Below are 24784 nucleotides of genomic sequence, written 5' to 3'. Positions count from 1 at the left end.
GACTGTCCCCACCGGCTTTCGAGGGGGCGGTCCAGTCCGGGGGTGACGGCCGCGCCTGACGCGGTATTCTGCCCGCACGACGAGCCAGTCGTGCGGTGCCGCCATGACTTTGATCGCCTCCGAACCCGTCCGCGACGACCACGAAATTCCGCCGATCCCGCTCGCCGTGGGTCTTGCGGGGCTCGCGCCCTTCATCGGCCTTGCGCTGACGGTCGCGCTCGCCGGCGGAGAGACGGGGGCGTCGGCGTCGGTCGCGCTCCTCGCTTACGCCGCGCTCATCCTGTCGTTTTTCGGCGGCGCCCATTGGGGTCTCGCGCTGCGCCATCCCGCGCGCGAGCTGCGCGCCGGCCTCTATCTCGGCGCGGCGATCTCTCCAGCATGGGCGCTCGCGGGCGTGCTTCTCGGCGGAGCCGGCGGGCTTGGGCTCGTGGCCGCGGGACTCGTCGCGCAGGGCGCGGTCGACGGGCTGAAGTCCACGCGGTTCGCCGCTCCCAGATGGTATCCGCGGCTGCGCGCGCTGCTCGCGGCGCTCGCTTCGGTCGCGACGGCGGCGGCCGCCGTTGTCGTAGCGTCGCAACAGGTGTGATACGAAGCGTTTGTGCGGCCTGACTCGATGACTGGCCGTTTGGTCTCTTGCGCCTTAAGCTGATAGCGTCAGCTTGCTGTCAGTGACGATCGAGAGTTGGGGGCGTCCTAATCGTGCATGCCGGTGTGAAACTCGCGCGGAGCTTCGCGTCTCTCGCTGCGGCGGCTCTGATCGCGCTCGGCGTCGCGCCTGTCACGGGCGCGCGCGCCGCCGACGTGCCCTACGATCCGCCTCCCGCGGCCGTCCAGGCCCCGGCGGCGACCGACGGCTGGCGCTTCATCTCGCCGTTCGAGGCGTGCGAGATGAACTGCACCGCGACGCTCTTCGTCGGCCGCTATATCTCCACGCCGATGACCGACATCTTCATCAAGTACAAGACGCCGCCGTGGAACTGGAAGACGAAGGACTCGACCCTCGTCAGCGGCGCGTTCAACCGCGAGATCCTGACCTACAGCGACCTCTTCGCCTTCGAGACCGAGATCGGCGCCGGCAAGCGCTTCGGCGCGCAGGACGAATGGGAAGTGTGGGGCGCGCTCTACGCCCGCTGGAAGTCGTTCCCCTGGAACGACTATCTGCGCACCACGATCGCGGTGTCGACCGGCGTGAACTACGCCAGCGACGTCTCGCGGATCGAGGTCGAGAAGTCCGAGAAGCACCAGTCCAAGGTGCTGCATTATCTCTCGCCCGAAATCACCTTCGGCCTGCCGAGCCAGCCGAACCTCGACCTGGTGTTCCGCTTCCATCACCGCTCGGGCGGCAATCTCGGCATCTTCAACGGCACGGGCGGCGGCTCGCAGTACCAGACGGTCGGCCTGCGCTACCGCTGGTGAGGCGGCGCGCCTGAGGCGCGCGATCCGCGGCTGTCATCCAGGCGCCGCGTCATCCCGGCCGAAGAGCCGGGATCCAGAACCGAGGCCCTGCGTGAACTTGCCGCCGACATCGGTTTTGGATCCCGGGTCAAGCCCGGGATGACCGTCGAGCGTCCGGCGATTCGCTCCAGACCTCAGTCCGGCCTCAGGCCCCAGCCGGCGATCGCGTAGACGCCGGCGTCTCCCAGCATCCAGGCGGTGAGGCCGCCCGCGGCGAACAGGCCGTCGAAGGCGCGGTCGCGCACGTTGAGCCCGCCCGCATAGGCCCCGAAGGCCGGCAGGACGACGCGCGCCCCGTCGCCGGCGAAGCAGCGGCGGCGCACGCCGCGACCGCGCACCGCGACCTTGGCCACGGGGTGGAGATGGCCGGCGAGTTCGCCCGCCGCCGCGCCGACTCTCGGCTCGTGGCGCAGCGTCAGCGCGCCGAGCGCCATCTCGGCGCAGGTTTCGCCCGCAAGCCCCGCCGGGGGCTCCGGATCGTGATTGCCAGAAATCCAGATCCAGTCGCGGCCGCGCTGGAGAGCCGCGACCGTCTCCCGGTCGGCGTCGCGAAGGCGCGCGGCGGCGTCGCGGTCATGAAACGAGTCGCCGAGCGCGATCACGGCGCGCGGCCGGAACCTCTCGACCAGGCGAGCGAGGCGGCCGAGCGTGGTCGCGGTGTCGTAGGGCGGCAGCATCTGGCCGCGGCGCGCGAAGCTCGAACCCTTTTCGAGATGGAGATCCGCGACGATCAGCGCGCCGGAGCGCGGCTCGTAGAGCGCGCCTGACGGATCGGCGACGAGCGCGACGCCTGCGACGGAGAGCGTCGGCTCGATCTCGTCTTCTCGAAGGAGGGCGGAGAGAATCATCGATTGGAACGTAGCAGGAACTTGATCGCGCCGTCATCCCGGGGGAGCCCGCGCAAGCGGGCGTCTTGAAGCGCGCAGTCCGGTCCGGCTTCTCCCTCCGAAGCCTTTTGCAAGCGCTTTCCTACGCCGATCCCAGCGCGCGTCCGGCCGGGGCGAGGCGGCTTAAAGCGACCTCAGGAACGCCGGCGGGCCGCTCTCGCGCTTGGCCATCTCCTCGCCCATCGCTTCGGCCACCAGCGTCTCGGCAGCCTCCTTCAGGAGCGCGTCCTGCGCCGCGCCGTAGACCGGCTCGCGGCCGACCTCGAGCAGGATCGGCACCGCAAGCGGGGAGACGCGGTCGAGCGGGCGCCAGTCGATCGCGCCCTTGGCGCGCTTCAGGAAATCGGCCACGCGCCAGAGATCGATGAGGCCCCGGGCCGCGTCGCTCCGCGCCGCGCGCAGCAGCACGTGGCCGGGCTCGTGGCGGCGGAGCACGTCGTAGATCAGGTCGGTGGACATGGTGACCTGGCGCCCGGTCTTGCGGTTCGCGCCGATGACGTTGCGCTCGATCAGCCCCGCGATGATGGCGCAGTTCCGAAACGTGCGCTTCATCAGAGCGCTCTCGGCCATCCAGGCCTCGAGATCGTCGCCGAGCATGTCCTCGTCGAAGAGGCGATCGAGCGAGATCTCGCCGTCGCCGATCATCTGGGAGATGTCGCCCAGCGCCCAGATCGCCAGCGAATAGTCGCTCGCGACGAAGCCGAGCGGGCGGGCGTGGGCGCGCTCGAGGCGGCGCGTCAGCAGCATGCCGAGCGTCTGGTGCGCGAGCCGCCCCTCGAACGGATAGGCGATGAGGAAGTGCTTGCCCGCCCGCGGAAAGGTCTCGATCAGCAGCTTGTCGTGCTCCGGGATCACCGAGCGGAGCTGCTGGTAGCCGAGCCATTCGCGGGTCTGGGTCGGCAGCCGTCCCCAGCTTCCCGGGTCGTCCAGCATCGCGCGCACCCGCGCCGCGACGTCGGTGGTGAGCGGCATGCGTCCGCCCACATAGGTCGGAACCTTCGGGGCCTCGGATTTGGCGCGCGAGACGATGACGTCGGTGTCGATCAGCGCGTCGAAGCGCAGGATTTCGCCGGCGAACATGAAGGTGTCGCCAGGCGTCATGGTCTCGACGAAGTACTCCTCGATCTCGCCCAGCATCTTGCCGCCGAAGCCCTGCTGGCCGACGGCGCCGCCGGCCGCGCGCCGCACCTTGCCGAGCTTAACTTTCAGCGTCGTGGCCTCGATGATGGTGCCGACGTTCATGCGCCAGCGCTGGGCGGTCGCGGGGTTCGACACGCGCCAGAGCCCGTCCCTGGTCTTGCGGATCTTGGCGAAGCGCTCGTAGCTTTTGAGCGCGTAGCCGCCGGTCGCGACGAACTGGACGATGTCCGAAAAGGTTTCGCGGTCGAGCTCGGCGTAGGGCGCGGCGGAGGTCACTTCGGCGTAGAGCTCGTCCTCGTCGAAGGGCGCGCCGCAGGCGCAGCCGAGCACGTGCTGGGCGAGCACGTCGAGCCCGCCGGGCTTGGTCGACTCTGCGTCCTGCTCGCCCTCGAGCGCGGCCTCGCGCGCGGCCTCGCATTCGATCACCTCGAAGCGGTTCGCGGGCACGATGATGGCGCGAGAGGGCTCGTCGAGCCGGTGATTGGCGCGCCCCGTGCGCTGGAGCAGGCGCGAGGCGCCCTTGGGGCTTCCCATGTGGACCACCAGGTCGACGTCGCCCCAGTCGATGCCGAGGTCGAGCGTCGAGGTGGCCACGATCGCCTTGAGCCGCCCCTCGGCCATCGCGGCCTCGACCCTGCGGCGCTGGCCGACGTCGAGCGACCCGTGGTGGAGCGCGATCGGGAGCGTCTCCTCGTTGATGCGCCAGAGCTCCTGAAACGTGAGCTCCGCCTGCGCGCGGGTGTTGGCGAAGATCAGCGTGGTGTTGTGGGCGCGGATCGCCTCGTAGATCTCCGCCATCGCGTGGCGTCCGCCGTGGCCGGACCACGGCAGGCGCTCGTCGGTCTCGTGGATCGCGATCTCGGGCGCGGCCCCGCCGCGGATCTCGACGAGATCGGCCAAGGCATGGCCGCGGCGCGGATCGACGAGATAGCGGCGAAGCTCGTCGGGGCTCTTCACGGTCGCCGACAGCCCGACGGTCGAGAGCTTCGGCGCGAGCGCCCGGACGCGCGCGAGCGCGAGCGCGAGCTGGTCGCCGCGCTTGGTCGGCGCGAGCGCGTGAAGCTCGTCGATCACGACCCGCCGCACCGTCTCGAACAGGCGGCCCGCGCCGGGATCGCCGATCAGCAGCGCGAGCTGTTCGGGGGTGGTGAGCAGCAGGTCCGGCGGCCGCTCCTTCTGGCGCTTGCGGCGCGAGGGCGGCGTGTCGCCGGTGCGGCCCTCGACGCGGATCGAGAGTCCCATCTCGGCCACCGGCGTCATGAGGTTCCGCGCGACGTCGACCGCGAGCGCCTTCAGCGGCGAGACATAGAGGGTGTGGAGGCCGTCGACGTCGTCGGGCTTCTCCGCCAGCTCCACGAGGCTCGGCAGAAACCCGGCGAGCGTCTTGCCGGCGCCGGTCGGGGCGATGAGCAGCGCGTCGCGGTCCTGTTGCGCGAGCGCCAGCAGATCGAGCTGGTGCGCGCGAGGCGTCCAGCCGCGCCCGGCGAACCAGCGGACGAAGCGGTCGGGAAGGCGCGTGGCGGGGCCGGGCGAGGGGGAGGTCACAGGTGAGGAGATAGGCGCGGGGAGGCGGCGCGGGGAGGGGAGACTTGAAGCGCGCCCTCGCCGAAGAGGGCGTCTCCCTCCCCTGGGACAGGGGAGGGCAGGGTGGGGTGGGCTTCAGAAAGGGGAGGCGCCGTCGTCACATTTCGTCTCACGCGCCGCTCTACCCCCAGCCCCACCCGTGACGCCGCTCCGCGGCGCGCCACCCTCCCCTCTGCGAGGGAGGGAGAACCGCGCCTTCCTCTTCGGTCGCTGAGCCTTATCTTCCCACCAACATGCGCCCCGAAGACCTTCTGCTCCCCACGCCGAAAGGGCTCTACTGCCCGCCGGCCGACGCCTATATCGACCCAATGCGGCCGGTGGAGCGCGCGCTCGTCACCCATGGCCACGCCGACCACGCACGGCCCGGCAACGACGCCGTCATGGCGACGCCCGAGACGCTCGCGATCATGGCGGCGCGCTACGGCGAAGACTTCTGCCGCTCTCGTCAACCGGCCGCCTATGGCGCGCGCGCCAAGGTCGGCGACGTGACGGTCAGCTTCCATCCGGCGGGCCATGTGCTCGGCTCGGCGCAGATCCGGCTCGAATGGAAGGGGTTTCGGGCGGTCGTCTCCGGCGACTACAAGCGCGCGCCCGACCCGACCGCGGAAGGCTTCGAGGTCGTGCCCTGCGATCTCTTCGTCACCGAGGCGACCTTCGGGTTGCCGGTCTTCCGCCATCCGCCGCCCGAGCGCGAGGTCGCGAAACTGATCGACTCGGTGGAGCTGTTTCCCGAACGCGCGCATCTCGTCGGGGCCTATTCGCTCGGCAAGGCCCAGCGGCTGATGAAGCTTCTGCGCGAGGCCGGCTGGGACAAGCCGATCCACATGCACGGCGCGATGGTGCGGGTGACGGAGACCTACGCGGCGCTCGGCGTCGATCTCGGCGAGACGATCCGGGTGATGGCCGAGGACCGCAAGGGGCTCGCCGGCGCGATCGTGATCTGCCCGCCCTCGGCGCTGCGCGAGCTCTGGGCGCGGAAGTTTCCGGATCCCGTGGCGGTGGCCGCCTCCGGCTGGTTGCGGGTGAGGGCGCGGGCGAAGCAGGGCGGCGTGGAGCTGCCGCTCGTCGTCTCCGACCACGCCGACTGGGACGAACTGCGTCAGACGATCCGGGACACCGGCGCCGAGGAGATCTGGGTCACCCATGGCGAGGAGGACGCGCTCGTCCACTGGTGCGGGACCGAGGGGCTCCTGGCGCGGCCGCTGAGGCTGGTGGGGTATGGCGACGAGGGGGAGGGGGAGACCCAGGCCGAGGAAGAGCCTGTCGTCCCGGCCGAAGGTCCATCCTCATGACTTCAGAAAAAACATCGTCATGCCCCGGCTTGTCCGGGGCGTTCAAGCCAGACCCGGACGCAACATTCGTCATGGGGCGATGGCTCGACGACCGGTGGATGCCCCGGACAAGCCGGGGCATGACGAACCTTCCGCTGGCGTCAGTCGATCTAGACGGCGATCCGGTCGAACAGGTCGTCCCAATCGGGATTGTCGCGCTCGATCAGATTGAGCTTCCAGTCTCTCGGCCAGTGCTTGATCCGCTTTTCTCTGCGGATCGCGGTTTCCGCCGTCGCATGGATCTCGAAATAGACCAGCTTCCCGACGCCATATCGCTTGGTGAAGCCGGCGACGACGTGTTCGCGATGCTGCCAGACGCGCCGGGTGAGATCGCTGGTCATGCCGACATAAAGCGTGCCGTTGCGATCACTCGCCAGAATGTAGACGAAGAAACGGCGCTCCACTGTCATTCAGAACGCTCTCCCTTCAGTCGTCATGCCCCGGCTTGTCCGGGGCATCCACCGTCGGCGTCGGACCTGGCGGGATGGCTTGGAAACGCGAGCATAGCGGATGCGTGTCCGCCCCGGACAAGCCGGGACATGACGATGGCGGGCGTTCCGGACGCGCTCAAATGAACCGCTTCGCCTTTCTGCTCGATCGTCTGTCCTACGAGCCGCGGCGAAACGCCAAGATCCGGCTGATGGCGGAGTATTTCCGCGAGACGCCCGATCCCGAGCGCGGCTTCGCGCTCGCGGCGCTGACCGGCGCGCTGTCGTTTCGGCACGCCAAGGCCGGATTGATCCGCGGCCTGATCATGGAGCGGGTCGACCCGCAGCTGTTCGCGATGTCCTACGACTATGTGGGCGACCTCGCCGAGACCGTCGCGCTGATGTGGCCGGGCGAGACCCGCGCCAACCGCACGCCGCCGCTCTCGGAGATCGTGGAAGGGCTGGCGACGACCGCCAAGCTCGATCTGCCGAAGCGCCTCGCGGGCTGGCTCGACGCGCTCGACGAGACCGGGCGCTGGGCGCTGCTGAAGCTCATCACCGGCTCGCTGCGCGTGGGGGCCACCGCGCGGCTGACCAAGACCGCGGTCGCGACGCTCGGAGACGGGATCAAGCCGGACGACGTCGAACTCGTCTGGCCGGGACTGGAGCCGCCCTACGAAGACCTGTTCGCCTGGGTGGAGGGGCGGGGGGACAAGCCCTTCGCCGAGGACCCGGCGCCGTTCCGGCCGCCGATGCTCGCCCATCCGCTGGAGGATTCGAACTTTCGAGCCTTCGACCCCGCGGAGTTCGTCGCCGAATGGAAGTGGGACGGCATTCGGGTGCAGGCGTCCGCCGGAACGGGCACCGACGGAAAACACGTCGCGCGGCTCTGGAGCCGTTCGGGCGAGAACGTTTCGGGCGCGTTCCCGGATCTCGTGGAGGCGCTGACCTTCGACGGGGCGATCGACGGCGAGCTGCTGATCCTGCGCGAGGGACGCGTCCAGACCTTCAACGTGCTGCAGCAGCGGCTGAACCGGAAGAGCGTCACGCCGAAGCTCCTCGCGGAGTTTCCCGCCCATATCCGCGCCTACGACCTGCTGTTCGATGGCGGCGAGGACCTGCGCGAACAGCCCTTCGAGGAGCGTCGAAAGCGCCTCGAGGCCTTCATCGCCCGCGAGGACAATCCGCGCGTCGACCTGTCGCCGCTCGTCGGCTTCGAGGACTGGGACGGCCTAGCGACGGCGCGCGCCGATCCGGCGTCGGCGGGCGCCGGCGAGGACGCCGCGGCGGTCGAGGGCCTGATGGTGAAGCGCCGCGACAGCGCTTACGTGGTCGGGCGTCCCAAGGGCCTGTGGTTCAAGTGGAAGCACGACCCGATGACGGTCGACGCCGTGATGATGTACGCCCAGCGCGGCCATGGAAGGCGCTCGAGCTTCTATTCCGACTACACCTTCGGGGTCTGGACCGCGGACGCCGACGGCGAGCGGCTGGTGCCGGTGGGCAAGGCCTATTTCGGCTTCACCGACGAGGAGCTTGCCGAGCTCGACCGCTTCGTGCGCAAGAACACCACGAACCGCTTCGGGCCGGTGCGGGAGGTGACGCACACGGCCGAGCAGGGGCTGGTGCTGGAGATCGCCTTCGAGGGGATCGCCCGCTCGGCGCGGCACAAGTCCGGCGTCGCGATGCGGTTCCCGCGCGTCGCGCGCATCCGTTGGGACAAGCCGACCGCAGAGGCCGATCGGCTGGAGAGCCTCGAGGCGCTGATCGCCCAGAAAGAGGCGGCGGGCTGAGGCGGACGCCGCCTCAGGCGGCCTCGCGCTCCAGCAGCCGGCGGACGAGTTCGAGATCGGCGGGCTTGTCGACGTCGATCGCCGAGCGGCCGAACGGCATGTCGACGATGCCCGCGGTCAGCCCGCCGGTCAGGCGCCCGACCTCCTTGGCGACGCGCTCGGTCGTGAGGCGGCCGGTGGCGTAGGCGAAGATGGCGCTCGGGCCGAGCTTCTGCAGCATCTTGAACGGCCGCTTGCGGAGCTGCTCGAACTCGCGCCAGACCTCGACGCCCCTCAGCGCCTCGATGTGGCGCACATAGAACATGTTGCAGCCGGAGAACTGGCCGTCGGCGAGCTTGATGAAGGTCCGCTCGGTGTCGGGCGCGTCGCGGCTCACGGCCTCGGCGCGCGCGATGCCGAGCGCGAGGTCGACGTCAGGCGCGTTGTCGATGAAGTAGCGGATCCACTCGGGCTCCAGCAGCGCATGGTCGCCGGTCGTCACGAAGGCCGGCGCGCCGATGGCGTTGACGCCCTCGATCACGCTCTCGGCGAGCGACTTCGCCGACTTGATGGTCTCGACGCCCGGGATCTTCACGAGCTTGGGCTTGTTGATCGAGACCAGGATGCGGTCGATGCGGCCGGAGGCGCGCAGGGCGTCGACGACGCGCTCGAGCATCGGACGGCCGCCGACCTCGATCAGCGTCTTGTGGCTGACGCCCTCGGCCTCGGCGAGCTTGTCGCCGCCGCGCCGTGTGCCTGCGAGAATGAGGGCGGCGGTCATGGGCGAAGCTCCTTCGAATAGACGCGATAGGTTTTGTAGGCGCGCCCTCCGCCGAGCGCTTCGCCGATGTGGCGCATCGGCGCGTTGGTTTCGAGCACCCAGGACATTTCTACCCGTCTTACGTTGCGGGCGCGCCCCTCTTCTCGAAACTTCTCGAAAATGTAGAGAGGCATGATCTTACCGAGATAACTCCGGTGATGCTCCTTGCGCACGCCCATCAGCACCACGCGCCCGGAGGTGTAGGAGCGCTTCACCTTCAGCCGCCAAGCGAGCTTGGCCCAGCCGAACGGCAGCAGGCTGCCGTCAAGATCGGTGGTGATCTCGTTGAGGTTGGGAAGCGCGAGGCCGAAGGCCCCCGGCTTGCCGTCCACCTCGACGAACCACAACAGGCGCTCGTCGACCAGCAGCTTCAGCGACTTGGCCAGATGATCGAGCTCCTCCTTGCCGAAGGGCAGGAAGCCCCAGTTCTCCGACCAGGCGTCGTTGAAGATGTCGATCACCGTGGCGAGCTCCGCCTCGTAACGCGACATGTCGAGGTGCCGCACCGTGATCTCGGGCGGGCGCGGACGATCGAGGATGCGCTCGATCGCGCGCGGAAACGGCACTTCGGTGTCGTGCAGATAGGCGAAGAGATCCATCTCCTTGCCGTAGCCCTCCGCCTCGACGCGGGGCGCGACGTAGGGAAGGTCGTGCGGCATCAGCAGCATCGGCGGCGTGTCGAAGCCGTCGATCAGGAGGCCGGTCTCCTCGTTGATCGAGAGGTTGAACGGCCCCTGCACCGAGGTCTTGCCGCGCGCCCGCAGCCAGTCCTCGACGGTCTGGAACAGGGCGTGGAAGATTTCCGGGTCGTCCTCGGCCGCGATCATGCCGAACTGGCCGACGACGCCGAGCCTCGGGTCGGCCTGCGCGGTGATGCGCCCGACCGTCCGTCCGCCGCGCCAGGCGAGGAAGAACTCGGCGTCGATGCGCTTGAACAGCGGGTTCTTGGTCTTCGACAGCGCGTCATGACGCTCGATGTCGAGCGGCGACACGTAGGTCGGGTCATTGGCGTGCAGGCGCTTTGGCAGGTTGATGAACTGGGTCATCTCCCGCCGGCCCCTGACGGGACGGATCTCGAGGGCGCTCACCGCGGGGCCTCCGCCAGCACGGTCTTGGGCGGACGCGGAACGCGCGACGGGCGCCAGCCGGCGTCCATCCGCCAGATGCGGAAGAGGCCGAAGACGGTGAACAGCAGGATGCCGGCCCAGGCGCCCACCGCCGGGCGCACGATGCCGGTCAGGCCGAGCGTCGTCAGCAGGCCGTCGATGAGCAGGAAGCCAAGGCCGCCGAGCAGCGCGTAGGCCATGTGGCGGGTCGAGCGCACGTCGCGCCAGTTGAGGAGCGAAGCGGGCATCGCAAGCAGCACCATCACGATCAGTCCAACGGGGGAAGCGTAGACGCGTTCGATCAGCGTCTCGTAGAAGGGCAGCGGCGCGTTCGGGGTCTGCTCGCCCGCCACGACCTTGCGGGCCGCGGTGAGCGAGATGCGGCTTTCCGGAATGAGCGCCGCCAGCACGTCGTCGGGCGTCATGGTCGTGCGCCAGACGCCGTCGGCGGAAGACCGCTCGTTGAGCGTCGCGCGCTCCCAGGAGACGCGCTCGGCGCCCGAGAGGGTCCACTCGCCTTTCCGGTAGCGCGCCTCTTCGGCGACGATCCGGGAGGTGACGATCTTGTCTGGATTGCGGTCGTAGATCCGCACGTTCTTCAGCTTTCGGGCCTTGTCGCTGACGCGGTCGAACGAGACCACCGCCTCGCCGACGCGCAGCCAGGTGGTCTTGGCGGTCTTGCCCTGCTGTTCGGCGCGCTCGAAGCGCTGCGTGACCTTGATCGCGAGCTTGGCCTCGGCGCGCGGCGCGACGACGTCAATCAGCGTCGAATGCAGGATCACGAGCGCGAAGGCGCCCGGGGCCATGGCGACGAACATCGAGAAGGTGCTCTTGCCCGCCGCCCGCATCGCGACGATCTCGCTGTTGCGCGCAAGCAGCGCGAGCGTCAGCAGCGCGCCGACGAGCGTTCCGAGCGGCAGCGAATGGACGAGCAGCGTCGGCAGCCGCAGGCCGATATATTCGATGATGCCGGGGACGCCGTCGCCCTGGTCGAGGATGTCGCCGGCGTTGTCGACGAGATCGAGGATCTGCGCGATGAAGGCGAGGATCAGCGTCGCGACGACGGCGAGCTTGAACAGCGTCAGGCTGAGATAGCGCGCGAACCGCATGTCAGCCCTCCGCCGGCCGGACGCGGCCCTTGAGGCCTCGGAACGCCCTCGTGATCGCGCCCTCGATCCCGTCGACCATCCGCGAGATCGCGGTGTCGCCCGGCCGGTCGGTCGAGGTCGTGAACAGCCAGACCGACATCGCGAGGAACGCCGCGAAGGGCGTCCAGCAGGTGATCCAGGCCGGCGCGACGCCCTTGTCGGCGAGCGTCTCTCCGATCTGCAGCGAGTTGTGGTAGAGCACGGTCGCGACCGCGGCTGTCACCATGTTGGCGATGCGGGTGTTGCGCCGCATGGTCATCGACAGCGGCACGATCAGCAGCGGCAGGAAGATCAGCGACAGCGACCGCGCTATGCGGGAGTGGAACTCGGCCGACAGCTGGTTGTAGGGCGCCGACGGCGCGGGCTCGCCCATCTCGGTCCAGAGCTCGGACAACGTCAGCTCGCGCTCGCTGCCGCCGCGCGGCCGGAACGGCGGCGCCGTCAGGTCGAATTTCCGGTCGAGAACAAAGTCCTGGAAGCGCAGGGTCGAGGGCCGCTCCGCGCCATAGTCGCGGATCACGGCGCCGTTCTTCAGCCGGAGCTGGATCTGAAGCTTGTCGGGCGTGAGCTCGAGCTCGCCGCCCTCGGCGCTCGTCACCACGTCGACGTCGTTCTCCCGGTTCTGGATGAACACGCCGCGCAGCTTGCGGCCGGTCTTGTCGACGTCGTCGGCGGTGATCGTCAGCCCGTCCTTCACGCTGATGAAGGTCGCGGCCGGCGCATGCGCCCGCCAGGCGTAGGAGACCGACTGGTTGATGATCTCGCGGTAGGAGTAGCGGCAGTAGGGAGCGGCGTAGCCGACGATCACGATGCTGAGGATGCTCAGAAGCGCGCCGAGCATGATGAGCGGCCGCACCAGCGTGCGCACCGAGACGCCCGAGGCCAGGCCCGCCTCGAGCTCGGCGCCCATGCTGAGCTTTGAGATCGACGAGTAGATGCCGAGCGCGAAGCCCGCGGGCATCGCGAAGCCCATGTAGTGCGGCACGAGATTGGCCGCGAGCGCGAAGGCGATGAACACCGGCGCGCCAGCGGTCGCCAGAATGTCGATGAGGCGCAGGATGCGCTCCAGCAGCAGCGCCGACAGCACGACGCCGAGGCACAGCAGCATCGGCTTCAGCGTGAGCATCAGCACGTAGCGGTCGAGAATCCGCAACCTGGGCAGGCCGATCGACGCCATCAGGCGGCGACCCAGCGGGCTTTGAGCTCGGCCGCGAGCGCGTCGAGCGCCGCGTCGTCGAGATCGGCGCCGGAGCCGAGGTTGGGCGGCCCTGGCCAGCCGGCGTCGGCGACCTCGACGCCGCCGAACGAACGCGTCCCCTCATAGCGAGGGATGACATGGAAGTGGACGTCGGGATCGACCATCATCAGCATCAGGTAGTTGATCCGCTCGTAATCGACGAAGCCCTTTAGCACGCGCTCGATCCCGGCGACCGCCTCGCGCAGGTCCGCAAAGGCCTGCGGGCTGAGATCGGAGAACGCCGTCGCCTGCTCCCTGCACACGAGCACGAGCGAACCGAGCGTCGGCTGCTTCGGCCGCACGAGCACGGTCCAGGCCCCGATCTCCGCGACCGCGGAGCGGGGATGGCCGAACTTCTCCATCGTGGCGTTGGTCATCGGAAGGGTCATCGAACGAGGAAGGACTGCGATCCTTTAAGGCGAGCCATTCGCCGAAAGGATGGCGCGCGCGCTGGCACCATACGGATTTCGCGGCTAAACGACAGGCCCGGATAGTCCCGGGGACAGGAGACGCGCAAGAGGAATGACGGAGAATGCGAACGCGGCCGCTGCGGCGGCGCAGGCGACGACGGCGGTTCTGATCGGCCAGTCGACGGTCCAGATCTGGGGCATGAGCTCCGCCGAGCGCCTCACCCGGCAGCTTGCGCGAGCGGGCGTGAAGGACGTGCGCGTCTCGGCCGAAGGGCTCGAAAACGTCGGCTCCGTGGTGATCCTGCGGATTGATTTCGCCTACGACCAGCGCCTGATCGACGCGCTCGCGACCCGGCCCGGCGCGACGCTCGTCGCGGGCGGCGTAGCGATCGCCTCCGCGGTCGCCGGACGCGACGCGCAAGCCGCGTCGGGCGTCCTTGCAAGCGGCGAAGCGCCGGTCGGAACCGAGATCCTCGACTCCGAGGGGCTGGCGGGCTCCTACAACCGCAAGCTCCGCAAGCGCGAGATCGCCTTCGTCATTCCGCTCAACTCCCAGAGCGTGAAGGACGTCGAGGCCCGCAGCTTCGCCGGCTCCTACAAGGGCGTGACCGACTTCGTCACCAAATACTGGTGGCCGGCCCCGGCCAAGGCCGTCACCAAATGGTGCGCGGTGCGCCGCATCACGCCCAACCAGGTCACCTATCTCGGCCTGTTGCTGATGTTCGTGGCGCTCGGCATGTTCTGGGAAGGCTGGTATCTGCTCGGCCTGATCCCGGCCTGGATCATGACCTTCCTCGACACCGTCGACGGCAAGCTCGCGCGCGTCACGATGACCTCGTCGAAATTCGGCGACATTCTCGACCACGGCATCGACCTCATCCACCCGCCGTTCTGGTGGATCGCCTGGATCATCGGCCTCGAGAAGGCCGGCATGCCGGTCGCCCATCCCGAGCTGCTGGTCTGGATCATTGTCGGCGGCTACGTGGTGCAGCGCCTGTTCGAGGGCGCGTTCATCCGGCTCTGGGGCTTCCACATGCATGTGTGGCGGCCGTTCGATTCGTTCTTCCGCCTCATCACCGCGCGGCGGAACCCGAATCTCGTGATCCTGACCGCCTTCACGCTGATCGGCCGGCCGGACTGGGGCATGATCCTGGTCTGCGCCTGGATCGTGCTGTCGCTCGTCGTCCATCTCTTTCAGCTCGTGCAGGCCGCGGTGGAGAGCCGGTCGAGAACGCTCGTGTCCTGGCTCGACGCCGCATGACCCTGCGCCTCGGCGTCGTTTCGAACGCCCGGAGTTGGCGCAACAGGGCGGAGGCCGACCGCACAAAGCCCGCGGCCGACTTCCTGCACGCGATCCCGGAGACGCTCGACGACTATCCGCGCGTGCTCAAGGGGTTCGCGGAGGCCGGCGTCGACCTGCTCGCGGTCGACGGCGGCGACGGCACGCTGCGCGACGTGCTCTCGGCGTTGCCCGCCGCCTATGGCGACAGGCTCCCCGCCATCGCGCTGATGCCGAGCGGGAAGACGAACGTCGCCGCGCTCGACGCCGGCCATGTGGGCCGCGGCGCCGGCGCGCTCGCGCGGCTTGCGGGTCGGGCGAACGCCGGCCTTCCGCTCGAGACCCATGTCCGGCGGCCGATCCTCGTCACGACCGACGGCTGGACTCGCGCCGGCTTCGTGTTCGGCCTCGGCGCCTATGAGCGCGCGACCCGGCTCGTGAACGAGCGGGTGCATTCGAAGGGCTTCGCCCAGCAGCTCGGCGTCGCGCTCGGCGTCGTGGGCTCAGTCGCCGCCGCCTTCGGCAAGGACCGCGAGGTCTGGCGCGAGGGCGTCCCGCTCTCGATCGCGGTCGACGGCGGGCAGCCGCGCGAGGGCGCGAGCTTCGTCGCTCTGGCGACCTCGCTCGATCGGCTGATCCTCGGCCTCTGGCCGTTCTGGGGCGAGGGCGATGGCGCGATCCGCATGACCGAGATCTCCGCGCCGCCGCGCCGGCTCGCACGCGGTCTCGCGGCGATCGCGGCGCGGCGGAAGCCGAGCTTCGCCGACGAGGCGGGCTATCGCAGCTTCCGCGCCGAGCGGGTGTCGCTGACGCTTTCCGAGCCCTTCATTTTCGACGGCGACACATTCGCGCCGGGCGCCGACGGGCGCGTGGAGCTCGTCGCGGGGCCGCAGATCAGGTTCGTTCGGCTGTGAGGCGAGCAGAGATCGGCCGCGTGCTTCGCGACGGCCCCGCGGGCCTCCTCGGCATGAGGGCTGGCGAGGTCGCCGAAACCGGCCTCATGCTGAAGAGCCGGCGGTTCGTCGGCGTCTCGACGCACGCAGCCGAGTTCAGCCGATGACCGCCGCGCAAGCCGCCCTGACCCGCTTCGTCGCCGAGGAGCTCGCCCGGCCGGTCCCGCCCGCCGTCGCGACCTTCGCGGCAGAGCTTGCGGCGCGAGGCGGGCAGGGGGTCGTGGGCGTGCTGTTCTACGGGTCGGCGCTCAGGACCGGCGCGACCGACGGGCTGCTGGACTTCTACGTGCTGCTCGACCGGTTCGACGCCTGGGAGGCGCGCCCGCTGATCGCCAAGGCTGGCGCGCGGCTGCCGCCCAACGTGGAATACGCCGAGACCACCGCGGCCGGCATGACGCTGCGCTCGAAGCTGGCGGTGATGACGCTTGACCAGTTCCGCCGCCACGCCCGCCACGAGAGCCGCGACACCACCATCTGGGCGCGCTTCGCGCAGCCCTGCGCGCTCGTGTGGTCGCGCGACGCCTTCGCGGCCGAGCGGGTCGCCGAGGCGGTCTCGATCGCGATCCGCGGCGCAAGCTGGTGGGCGGCGCATCTCGGACCTGCCCGCGGCTCCGCCGCCGACTTCTGGCTCGCGCTGTTCGCGCGCACCTATTCGTCGGAGCTGCGCGTCGAGAGCGGCTCGCGGCCGGGCTCGATCGTCGAGGCGGCGCCGGAGCGCTACGGCGCGGCGCTGCGGCTCGGCTGGGCGGCCGAAGGCCTCGCGTTCCGCGAAGACCTGAACGAGCTCGCGCCGGCGATCTCCGAGGATGACCGCCAGAAAGCCGAAGGGGCCTGGAAGACGCGCAAGCGCCTCGCCAAGCCCCTCAATCTGCTTCGGCTCGCCAAGGCCGCCTTCACCTTCTCAGGCGGCGCGGATTACATCGCCTGGAAGATCGAGCGGCATTCGGGCCACAAGGAAGTCGTCACGCCATTCCAGCGCCGACATCCGCTGCTGGCCGCAGGGCCGGTCTTGTGGCGGCTCTGGCGGAAAGGCGTTCTGCGCTGACGGGCCGCGCCGGGAACGGCGTGACGTTGTCGGGCAGAAGGCCGAACTCGCGGCCGACGCGGGTCATCAGCTCGACCGCGAAGTCGATGTGCTCGAACGTGTGCGCGGCGCTCACCGAGGACCGCAGGAACGCCTGGTGGCTCGGCGTCGCGGGCGGCAGCGCGAGGTTGAGATACATGCCCTCGTCGACGAGCCGCTTCCAGAACGCGACCGCGACGTCGACCTTGTCGAGGATGACGGCGACGATCGGGTTGGCCTCGGGGCCGACCTGGAAGCCGGCCGACCTCAGCCCCGTGTAGAAGCGCTCGGCGTTCGCCGTCAGCTTCTCGCGGCGCTGCGGCTCGGCGCGCAGGGTCTCGAGGGCGGCCGTCGTCGAGGCGACGATCGCCGGCGGCAGCGACGCCGTGAACATGTAGGGGCGCGCGGCGATGCGCAGAATTTCGAAGCCATCGAGGCTCGAGACGCAGTAGCCGCCGACGCTCGCAAGGCTCTTGGAGAAGGTGCCGACCACGAAGTCGACGTCGTCCTCCACGCCCTCGCGCTCGGCGAGGCCGCGGCCCTTTTCGCCGAGCACGCCCATCGAATGCGCCTCGTCGACGAGCAGATAGGCGCCGAACTCGCGCTTGACGTCGACGAACTCCTTCAGTGGGGCGGTGTCGCCGAGCATCGAATAGATGCCCTCGACCACGATCAGCTTGTCGCCCGGCTGGTCCTTCAGCCGGTTGAGGCGCTTGGCGAGGTCGTCGGGATTGTTGTGACGGAAGCGCACGACCGGCGCGTGGCCGAGCCGCGAGGCGTCGTAGATCGAGGCGTGGCTGTCGGCGTCGAGGAACAGGTGGTCGTTCTGGCCGACGAGCGTCGAGATCATGGCGAGGTTCGCCTGATAGCCCGTCGAGAACACCATGCAGTGCTTGCGGCCGTAAAAGTCGGCGAGCGCGGCCTCGAGCTCCTCATGGCCCTTGTACGAGCCGTTCGCGATGCGCGAGCCGGTGGTGCCGGTGCCGTGCATGCGGATGGCCTCGACGGACCGCTCAACCGAGTGGGGATCGAACGTCAGGCCGAGATAGTTGTTGGTGCCGAACAGCACGGTCTTGCGGCCGTTCACCACGGCTTCGACCGAGGACAGGACGTCGTCGAACTTGATCGAGAACGGGTCGGCGCCGCTGTCGCGCATCCGGCCGTAACGCTCGGCGAGCGGCGAGAACTTCGAAAGAATGGACATTACGCGTCACTCCGCAGCGCCGAGAGCGTGTTCAGCAGGTCCTGAACAGTCACGACGCTGGCCATGTCATGCAGCGGGATCGAGATGTCGAACTTGTCTTCCAGCGCCATGGTGAAATTCATCACGGCGATCGAGTCGAGGCCAAGATCATTAACGATATTCATCTCAGGCTTCAGCTCGACTTTCCGGTTCAGCACGCTCTCGAGGACTTCCGAAACTTCGGAAAGCAACGCCGCTTGATCTTCACTCATCTTTTCGCCTTGGCGAAACGCCAACGCAAACTTTGGTCGAACGGGAAACTAGGTATCCGCCGCCACCCTGTAAAGTTCGCGAAGACGCATCGAAAACACTAATCAATGCAGCTTGTTACACAGTCGTAACCGTCGCTGTTCACTTCAAAAACCACGAGTCGACGGTCCTTCGATAGACAGGCGCCGACGGATCGATCCGGGGTGTTGCGCAAATGCCCGACGACCCGTTCCGACGGGCTCGCGATCGGTCAGCGGCCAGGGCGGACGCGCTGACGCGGCCGTGACCGGAGTGAGGATTTTCAAACGCTTGCAAGGCTTTGGCGGGGGATGACCGAACGGTTCGGTCATCTGTCTTTCCTGTCCGCTTGGCGGCCTGAGAGCGCGTTGCGCGTCGTCAGGCCCGTGATCGACGTCCTGAACGCGGTCGAAAGCGGGCGGAACTGAAATAATTCGGCGCCGAATGTGTACGGCGCGACGGGGCGAACAGGCTCGGATCAGAGGGCGCGGGAGCGATCCGGGCGGCCGTTTCGTCGCCGCCGCCCGTAACGGTTCGTGAACCGGGCGGCGTCCGCCGCGCGAGTCGTCAGGCGGCCGTCGAGACCATCGCCAGATACATTTCCCGGGCGCGGGCGCGGCTGAGCTTGCCCGACGAGGTGACGGGCAGAGCGTGGGCGCCGACGAGGCGCACCGTCACGGGCGTCCCGAACTTCAGCCGCAGCACCTTCGAAATCTCCTCCGCGAGCGCATCGCGGGCGGTTTCGTCCTTGGTGCGGCACTGGACGAGCGCCACCACCTCCTCGTTTTCGTCGCGGTCGACGGAGAACACCGCGACGTCGCCCGAGCGCATGCCCGCGACCTCGGCCTCGACGGTCCATTCGAGGTCTTGCGGCCAGACGTTGCGGCCGTTGACGAGGATCAGGTCCTTGGCGCGGCCGGTGATCACGAGCTCGCCGCCGGTCAGGTAGCCGAGGTCGCCGGTGTCGAGCCAGCCGTCGGGCGTGATCGTCTCGGCGGTCGCCTCGGGCTCGCGAAAATAGTCGCGCAGCAGGCTCGGGCCCCTGGCGAAGACGCGCCCGACCCGGCGTTCGGGAAGCGCGGCGCCGTCCGGCGAGCGGCACTCGATCTCGTGGTCGGGCAGGGCGGGTCCGCAGAGCACGAACTCCCGTTCGCGCTCCGTCCCGGCCGTGGGCGCGGCCGCGAGGTTCTCGCTCTCCAGCCGGTCGAGGTCGACGGTCTCGGTCTTCAGCCCCTGGTCGAGCGGCGCGAAGGAGAGCGCAAGCGTCGCCTCGGCCATGCCGTAGCTCGCCACATAGGCGCGGGCGTCGAAGCCGTTGGGCCTGAAGCGCTCGGCGAAGCGGCGCAGCACATGCGGGCGGATCATGTCGCCGCCGATGCCGGCGCAGCGCCAGGAGGAGAGGTCGAGCGCTCCGAGATCGACGGTCTGCGCGCGCTGGGCCGCGAGCTCGAAGCCGAAGCTCGGGCTGTAGGAGATCGTGGCCCTGGCCCGGGCGATCATGTCGAGCCAGAGCAGCGGACGGCGGGCGAAGTCGCGGGTCGCGAGATAATCGACCGAGAGCCCGGCGACGATCGGCGACAGCATGAAGCCGACCAGTCCCATGTCGTGGTAGAACGGCAGCCAGGAGACGCAGCGGTCGCCGGCGCGCGTCTTGAGGCCGTCGCGGCTGATCCCCGTCGCGTTCGCCATCAGCGCGCGGTGGGTGACCGAGACGCCCTTCGGGAACCGCGTGGAGCCCGACGAGAACTGCAGATAGGCGAGGGCGTCAGGATCGGGCGTCGGCAGCGGGCGCGGATCGGGCTCCACCGCCTCGAGGTCGCCGATCACGCCGACGAGCCGCAGCGGCAGTCCTTCGGCGCCCTCGATCAGCCAGTCCTTCATCGCGGCCGGGGCGAAGGCCGCGGAAGCGTCGGCGCACTCCATCATCTTTCGGGTGTGGGCGAGATAGGTCTCGCGGCCGCCGAACGCCATCGGGAGCGGCATCGGGGCGGGCACGGCCCCGGCGTAGGCGCAGGCGAAGAACAGGCGGACGAAGTCGCCCTCGGTGTCGGCGATGAGCGCGACGCGGTCGCCGGGAGCGACGCCCGCGCCGAGAAGCTTCGCGGCGAGCGCGCGCGCGTCGTGCGCCAGGCCGGCGTAGGACGCGGTCTCGACGAGGACGCCCTTGCCGGAATGGAAGTTGAAGCCCTCGGGGCCGCGCCCCGCGGCCTCGAGCGCGTGAAGGATGGTCGGGTTCGCTTCGGTCACGCCGCCGGCCCCAGCGCCTCGGCGAGCGGGGCGGAGGCCTCGCGGCGCTCGATGCCGGTGATGCGGCCCTCAGAAAGGCGCACCACCTCGTCGGAGGCCGCCGCCCAGGCGGGCTGATGCGAGATCGCGATGACGGTGAGGCCGGTCGAGCGGGTGAGCTCGACGACGTTCTCGACGATCGCGGCCTCGGTGCCGGGGTCGAGCGCGGTCGTGGCCTCGTCGAGGATCAGGAGCTTCGGCCGCTGGATGAGCGCGCGCGCGATCGAGATGCGCTGGCGCTGGCCGCCGGAAAGCCGCGTGCCGCGCTCGCCGACCACGGTCTCGACACCCTCGGGCAGCTCCGCCACGAACTGGGAGGCGCCGGCCTGCTCGAGCGCGAGCATCACGTCGGCGTCGGTGAATTCCGGCTGGCCGAGCGTGACGTTGGCGCGCAGCGTGTCGTGGAACAGCATCAGCTCCTGCGGCACGTAGCCGGTCATCCGCCGCCACGCCCCGAGATCGAGCGTGGGCAGGGGCTTGCCGTCGATCAGGATCTGGCCGCCGGTCGGCTCGTGTAGGCCGAGCAGCAGGTCCACCATGGTGGTCTTGCCTGCGCCGGACGAGCCGGTGATCGTCGTGACCCAGCCCTTGGGCGCCTGGAAGCTCGCGCCGCGGATCACCGGGATCGCTCCGAAGGCGAAGTTCACCTCGCGGAACTCCACGCCCATCTCGAAGGTCGGCGTTTCGCCGCCATGCGAGGGCTCGCGCATCGACCGGGCGAGCTCGACCGAATTGTAGATGGCGTTGAAGCCGGACTGGGTCAGCCGCACGTTCTGGAACGCCTGCTGGGCCTTGCCGATGGTCGAGACGGTGCGGGCGAGCAGCAGCGCCATCACCACCACCTGGCCGGGCGACTGCTGCATCACGCCGATCGAGAAATAGAGGCCGCCCGCAAGGCAGATCGCGAGGATCGGCTCCTGCAGCGCCTTGTTGGTCTCGCGCGCGAACGACTGCTTCTGCTGCGCCTGCCGGATTTTCTCCGCGTCTCGCTCGAACAGCGCCTGGAAGCGCGCGTGCCGACCCATCGCCTTCATGGGCTTGATGCCGACGAGAAGGTCGGTGAGCCCGCCTACCATCGCGCTGATGCGCTTCTTCTGCTTGCGCGCGGCGCGCTTGCCCGAGGTGATGAAGCGGTTGAGCGTCAGGATCATCAGCAGGCCGACGCCGAGCGACAGCAGGCCGAGCTTCCACGAGAACAGGAACACCACCAGCGAATAGGTGACGACCTGGATGAGCTCGGCGAGGAACTTCGCGAGCGCGTTGTAGGCCTCGCCCGCCTGGATGGCCTCGACCGAAAGCGAGGCCGAGAACCGCCCGACCGGCTGGCGGACGTAATAGGACCAGCGCGCCGCGAGCAGCGCGTCGATGAGGTCTAGCCGCAGCTTGGTCTGGACGTCCGCGCCGGCGCGCCCGACGCGGTTCATGGCGACGATCGTCAGCGCGGCCTTGAGCGTCATGCCGGCGATCAGGATGAAGACGAACAGGCCGAGCGAGGGTTCGAGCCCGATGTCGCGGATGGTCTCGGCGATCTTGCCGCTGAGGCCCTTGCCGGCCTCCGCGCCCTGGGGGCTCATGAGCGCGGCGAGCGGCAGCAGGCTCGCGATGCCGAGGCCTTCGGCGACGCCCGCCAGCGCGAGCAGGCACATGGTCCCCATCGTGCGGCGAAGCGGGATCACGGTCGCGATGCGCATCAGCGTCGACTTGCGGGGCGCGGTCGACTGAGCGGCGGCCAAAACGGGGTCTGAAGGCTGCGGGGCCATGAGGCTCTTCGGTTTCGGCGCGAGGCGAGCGAACGCGGCGCGGTCCGCGCGGCGCCTTGCGTGAGGGCGGCTTTCTAAGGGCAATCGGACGCCGCCTCAAGCGCACGGGCGCAAGGCTGGGCGGCGCGTCGCGCGATGTGCGGCCGCTCAGCGCCCTCGGCGACGTTGACGGACGGCCTTCAAAGCGCCCATGAACGCGCGGATTTTAAGCGTCGCGCGATCCAGAACCCATCTGCCATGAGCGAGCCCGAGGGCGCCGCCGGACCCACCGTCTGGCTCCTGACCGACGACCGGCCCGGCAACCGCAGCCAGGCGATCGGCGCTGCGCGCGCGCTCGGCCGGCCGTTCGAGGAGAAGCGCCTCGCGTTCAACGAAAAGGCCAAGCGCGCGACGCCGCGCCTCGGCGCGACGCTCGAGACGCTGGACGATGTCTCGCAGGCGTCGATCGCGCCGCCCTGGCCGGATCTCGTGATGGGCGCCGGCCGCCGCGTCGCGCCCATCGCCCGCTATGTGAAGGAGCGGAGCGGGGGCCGCGCCAAGGTGGTTCTGGTCGGGCGGCGCGCGCCCGGCGGCTTCGCCGACCTGACGATCCGCTGCTCCTACTTCCGCCAGGCGCCGGACCCGACGCTGCTCGAACTCTCGCTGCCGCCGACCAAGATCGACGCCGCCGCGCTCGCCGCCGCGGCGACGGGCCCCGATCCGCTGGACGGTCTGCCGCATCCGCGCGCTGTGGCGCTCGTCGGCGGACCGACGGGCCGGCATCTGTTCTCCGACGCATTCGCCGGGCGCATGGCGCAGGAACTCGCCGCAGCCGCGACCGCCGCGGGGGCTTCGCTCGCGATGGTGACCAGCCGCCGCACGCCACCTTCCGCGATCGCCGAGATGCGCCGAAACGCGCCCACGGCTGACATCCGCGAATGGCGTCCCGGCGGCGGCCCCGATCCGGTGGCGGCGCTGCTCGCTTTCGCCGACCTGCTGGTCGTCACCGGAGAGAGCGAATCGATGCTCGCCGAGGCGGCGGCGGCCGGAAAGCCGCTCACCATCGTTCCGCTGCGCGAAAAGCCGGCGGGCTGGAAACAGCGCCTGCGCGACCGGATCGCCGCCGCCGCGCAAGGGTCCGGTCCCGTGGCGAGGGTCTGCGCGCGCGCCATGCGCGACGGCTGGGTCTCGCCGCGCCGATCGCTCGCCGACCTCCACGCGGTGATCGTGTCGCGCGGCTGGGGCCGCGTCTTCGACGGCCGGCTCAATCTTGACCCGCCGGCTCCGCGCGAGGAGGACAGTCTCGTTCGCGAGCGCACCGAGGCGCTGTTCGCGACGCCCGTTTCGGAGAAAGCCGCGTGACCGGGCTCCTGAGCAAATTGCTGCCTTCGCGCGCCGACGCGGCGCCGAAGCCCTTCGTGCGCGACTACGGCGTCTGGGTGCTGGGAGGCTCGGCCGAAGCGTTCGAGGCGGCCGCCCCGCTGATCGAGGCTGCGCTCGTCGCGCAGCCGCGGCTCAAGATCTATGTCACCGGGCCGAAGGCCGCCGCGGAGGCGCTAACGCGTCGCTTCCCGCGCTACGTCGTGCGCGACGCGCCGCCGGCCTTCGGGCTTCTCGTCCGCCGCTTCCTCGCCGCCACGCGCATGCGCTGCGTGATCGCGCTCGACGACGTCGACGTGCCGGCCGCGACCCTGTCGGGCGTGCTGGGATACGGCCTCGCGCTCGTGTCGCTCCGGACGAGCCCCGGCGCCGCCGCGGCGAAGCCGGACATCGCCGGGGAGGCGCTGCTGAAGCTCGACCTGTCGCGCGGCTCCATGGACGAAGCCGTGGCCGAACTCGGCAAGGCGATCGCGCGCGACCACAAGCTGCTGCGGGCGACCGACCGTCGCCGCTTTACGCCCTCGGCGCTGGCGCTTGCGGCCGCCACGGGGGCGAAATCGCGGGCGCTTGTGGACTGGCGGCTGAAGCGGCTCGTCACGCCGCAGGAGCTGTTCGCCGAACTCGGCCGTCCCGAAACGGTGTTCTGCCTCGGCACCGGGCCGTCCTCCGAGGATCCGATCCTGCGGACCATGGCCTATGACGTGCTCTTCCGCGTGAACCGCAAATGGGCGGGGCGCAGCCACTTCACCAAGCCCGACATGGTGTTCACGGCGCGGCAGTCTGTGATGGTCGCGACCGAGGGAGCCGTCTTCGGCGTGCGCTCGCACGCCTCGGAGGTGCGGCTGATGCGCACCCGCGCCTTCGACCCCCGCCGCGGGCGCTCGGCGTTCGCGCGCGCCGATCTGATCGCGCCGGCGCTCGTCGACTACGACTGGGGCGCGTTCCGTCCGACCAACGGCGCGGCGATGCTGGCGGTGTCGGTGGCGCTTGCGCCGAAACGCCTCATCGTCGCCGGCATCGACATGTACAGCCATCCCGACGGGGCCTATCCCGGAGACGCCGCGACGCCGAACGCCTTCGCGCCCGCCCATGACGCGGAGACCGAGCGAGAGTTCCTGCTGCAGCGTCTCGAGAGCTATGCGGGCGAGCTCGTAATCGTCGGCGACACGCTGCGGGCCGCCTTCGAGGCGCGGGGCGGACGCCTGGGCCGCTTGCCCTCCGGCGACGACGCGGCGTAGGGTCCGCGCGCCGCGCCGGGCGCGACGCCATAGACAAACGAGAGGCGCTCTAAAGTAGAG

General features: G+C 69.6%; 22 protein-coding genes. 10 read left to right on the top strand and 12 right to left on the bottom strand.

The window, feature by feature from the left end; all coding sequences use genetic code 11:
• Positions 1-103: 103 nt before the first annotated feature.
• Both ACFOWB_RS23260 and ACFOWB_RS23255 read left to right on the top strand, forming a co-directional pair.
• Complete coding sequence (locus ACFOWB_RS23260) at positions 104-586, top strand: DUF3429 domain-containing protein (protein WP_261404699.1); 483 nt, start codon at positions 104-106, stop codon at positions 584-586.
• A gap of 113 nt (positions 587-699) precedes the next feature.
• On the top strand, positions 700-1416 hold the full coding sequence (locus ACFOWB_RS23255; RefSeq protein ID WP_378149655.1) for a hypothetical protein: 717 nt from the start codon (positions 700-702) through the stop codon (positions 1414-1416).
• Positions 1417-1589: 173 nt separating this feature from the next.
• On the opposite strand, the gene pdeM is transcribed toward ACFOWB_RS23255, so the two are convergent.
• Positions 1590-2303 (bottom strand): ligase-associated DNA damage response endonuclease PdeM, encoded by a 714-nt coding sequence (gene pdeM / locus ACFOWB_RS23250; RefSeq protein ID WP_261404697.1) that lies wholly within the window; start codon positions 2301-2303, stop codon positions 1590-1592.
• Between the two features lie 162 nt (positions 2304-2465).
• On the bottom strand, positions 2466-5027 hold the full coding sequence (locus ACFOWB_RS23245; protein WP_261404696.1) for a ligase-associated DNA damage response DEXH box helicase: 2562 nt from the start codon (positions 5025-5027) through the stop codon (positions 2466-2468).
• Between the two features lie 272 nt (positions 5028-5299).
• On the opposite strand from ACFOWB_RS23245, the gene ACFOWB_RS23240 reads away from it, so the two are divergent.
• Positions 5300-6358 (top strand): ligase-associated DNA damage response exonuclease, encoded by a 1059-nt coding sequence (locus ACFOWB_RS23240; RefSeq protein ID WP_261404695.1) that lies wholly within the window; start codon positions 5300-5302, stop codon positions 6356-6358.
• A gap of 149 nt (positions 6359-6507) precedes the next feature.
• On the opposite strand, the gene ACFOWB_RS23235 is transcribed toward ACFOWB_RS23240, so the two are convergent.
• Positions 6508-6807: a GIY-YIG nuclease family protein gene (locus ACFOWB_RS23235; protein WP_261404694.1), complete on the bottom strand. Its 300-nt coding sequence runs from the start codon at positions 6805-6807 to the stop codon at positions 6508-6510.
• Positions 6808-6968: 161 nt separating this feature from the next.
• Between ACFOWB_RS23235 and ACFOWB_RS23230 the strand changes: the two genes are divergently transcribed.
• A complete protein-coding gene (locus ACFOWB_RS23230; RefSeq protein WP_261404693.1) occupies positions 6969-8615 on the top strand; it encodes a cisplatin damage response ATP-dependent DNA ligase in 1647 nt (548 codons plus the stop codon).
• A 13-nt stretch (positions 8616-8628) separates the two neighbouring features.
• Here ACFOWB_RS23230 and ACFOWB_RS23225 read toward each other — a convergent pair whose 3' ends face one another.
• From ACFOWB_RS23225 to ACFOWB_RS23205, 5 genes are read right to left on the bottom strand one after another with little or no spacing between them, the layout of a single operon-like run.
• Complete coding sequence (locus tag ACFOWB_RS23225) at positions 8629-9375, bottom strand: NTP transferase domain-containing protein (RefSeq protein WP_261404692.1); 747 nt, start codon at positions 9373-9375, stop codon at positions 8629-8631.
• Positions 9372-10502: a dATP pyrophosphohydrolase gene (locus tag ACFOWB_RS23220; RefSeq protein WP_261405683.1), complete on the bottom strand. Its 1131-nt coding sequence runs from the start codon at positions 10500-10502 to the stop codon at positions 9372-9374. Before ACFOWB_RS23220 ends, ACFOWB_RS23225 begins: the two co-directional genes overlap by 4 nt.
• Complete coding sequence (locus ACFOWB_RS23215) at positions 10499-11629, bottom strand: LptF/LptG family permease (protein ID WP_378149650.1); 1131 nt, start codon at positions 11627-11629, stop codon at positions 10499-10501. Before ACFOWB_RS23215 ends, ACFOWB_RS23220 begins: the two co-directional genes overlap by 4 nt.
• A 1-nt stretch (position 11630) precedes the next feature.
• Positions 11631-12845 (bottom strand): LptF/LptG family permease, encoded by a 1215-nt coding sequence (locus ACFOWB_RS23210; RefSeq protein WP_378149648.1) that lies wholly within the window; start codon positions 12843-12845, stop codon positions 11631-11633.
• Entirely contained in the window at positions 12845-13282 is a 438-nt protein-coding gene (locus ACFOWB_RS23205; RefSeq protein WP_378149646.1) for an HIT family protein, read from the bottom strand. The genes ACFOWB_RS23210 and ACFOWB_RS23205 overlap by 1 nt, the downstream gene beginning before the upstream one ends.
• Before the next feature lie 145 nt (positions 13283-13427).
• On the opposite strand from ACFOWB_RS23205, the gene ACFOWB_RS23200 reads away from it, so the two are divergent.
• From ACFOWB_RS23200 to ACFOWB_RS23185, 4 genes are read left to right on the top strand one after another with little or no spacing between them, the layout of a single operon-like run.
• Complete coding sequence (locus ACFOWB_RS23200) at positions 13428-14576, top strand: CDP-alcohol phosphatidyltransferase family protein (RefSeq protein WP_261404687.1); 1149 nt, start codon at positions 13428-13430, stop codon at positions 14574-14576.
• Positions 14573-15508 carry a diacylglycerol kinase family protein gene (locus tag ACFOWB_RS23195; protein ID WP_261404686.1) on the top strand — a complete coding sequence of 312 codons (936 nt, stop codon included), beginning with the start codon at positions 14573-14575 and terminating at the stop codon, positions 15506-15508. The genes ACFOWB_RS23200 and ACFOWB_RS23195 overlap by 4 nt, the downstream gene beginning before the upstream one ends.
• Positions 15505-15654, top strand: coding sequence for a hypothetical protein (locus tag ACFOWB_RS23190; protein ID WP_378149643.1), 150 nt, complete (start codon positions 15505-15507; stop codon positions 15652-15654). The genes ACFOWB_RS23195 and ACFOWB_RS23190 overlap by 4 nt, the downstream gene beginning before the upstream one ends.
• Positions 15651-16592, top strand: coding sequence for a hypothetical protein (locus ACFOWB_RS23185; RefSeq protein ID WP_261404684.1), 942 nt, complete (start codon positions 15651-15653; stop codon positions 16590-16592). Before ACFOWB_RS23190 ends, ACFOWB_RS23185 begins: the two co-directional genes overlap by 4 nt.
• On the opposite strand, the gene spt is transcribed toward ACFOWB_RS23185, so the two are convergent.
• The 4 genes from spt to ACFOWB_RS23165 form a co-directional block, all read right to left on the bottom strand.
• Positions 16510-17814, bottom strand: coding sequence for a serine palmitoyltransferase (gene spt / locus ACFOWB_RS23180; RefSeq protein WP_261404683.1), 1305 nt, complete (start codon positions 17812-17814; stop codon positions 16510-16512). The two genes, ACFOWB_RS23185 and spt, sit on opposite strands and share 83 nt — an antisense overlap.
• Positions 17814-18089 (bottom strand): acyl carrier protein, encoded by a 276-nt coding sequence (locus ACFOWB_RS23175; protein ID WP_261404682.1) that lies wholly within the window; start codon positions 18087-18089, stop codon positions 17814-17816. Before ACFOWB_RS23175 ends, spt begins: the two co-directional genes overlap by 1 nt.
• A 559-nt stretch (positions 18090-18648) precedes the next feature.
• Positions 18649-20328: a fatty acyl-AMP ligase gene (locus ACFOWB_RS23170; protein WP_261404681.1), complete on the bottom strand. Its 1680-nt coding sequence runs from the start codon at positions 20326-20328 to the stop codon at positions 18649-18651.
• Complete coding sequence (locus ACFOWB_RS23165) at positions 20325-22127, bottom strand: ABC transporter ATP-binding protein (protein ID WP_378149640.1); 1803 nt, start codon at positions 22125-22127, stop codon at positions 20325-20327. The genes ACFOWB_RS23170 and ACFOWB_RS23165 overlap by 4 nt, the downstream gene beginning before the upstream one ends.
• Before the next feature lie 237 nt (positions 22128-22364).
• Between ACFOWB_RS23165 and ACFOWB_RS23160 the strand changes: the two genes are divergently transcribed.
• Both ACFOWB_RS23160 and ACFOWB_RS23155 read left to right on the top strand, forming a co-directional pair.
• Positions 22365-23468 carry a mitochondrial fission ELM1 family protein gene (locus tag ACFOWB_RS23160; protein WP_261404678.1) on the top strand — a complete coding sequence of 368 codons (1104 nt, stop codon included), beginning with the start codon at positions 22365-22367 and terminating at the stop codon, positions 23466-23468.
• Positions 23465-24724: a hypothetical protein gene (locus tag ACFOWB_RS23155; protein WP_261404677.1), complete on the top strand. Its 1260-nt coding sequence runs from the start codon at positions 23465-23467 to the stop codon at positions 24722-24724. The genes ACFOWB_RS23160 and ACFOWB_RS23155 overlap by 4 nt, the downstream gene beginning before the upstream one ends.
• Positions 24725-24784: the final 60 nt, after the last annotated feature.

The organism is Chenggangzhangella methanolivorans (assembly GCF_042648545.1).
GTDB lineage: Bacteria > Pseudomonadota > Alphaproteobacteria > Rhizobiales > Methylopilaceae > Methylopila > Methylopila methanolivorans.
The sequence above is the reverse complement of the archived record's forward strand: the minus strand, read 5'-3'. Positions and strand labels throughout refer to the sequence as shown.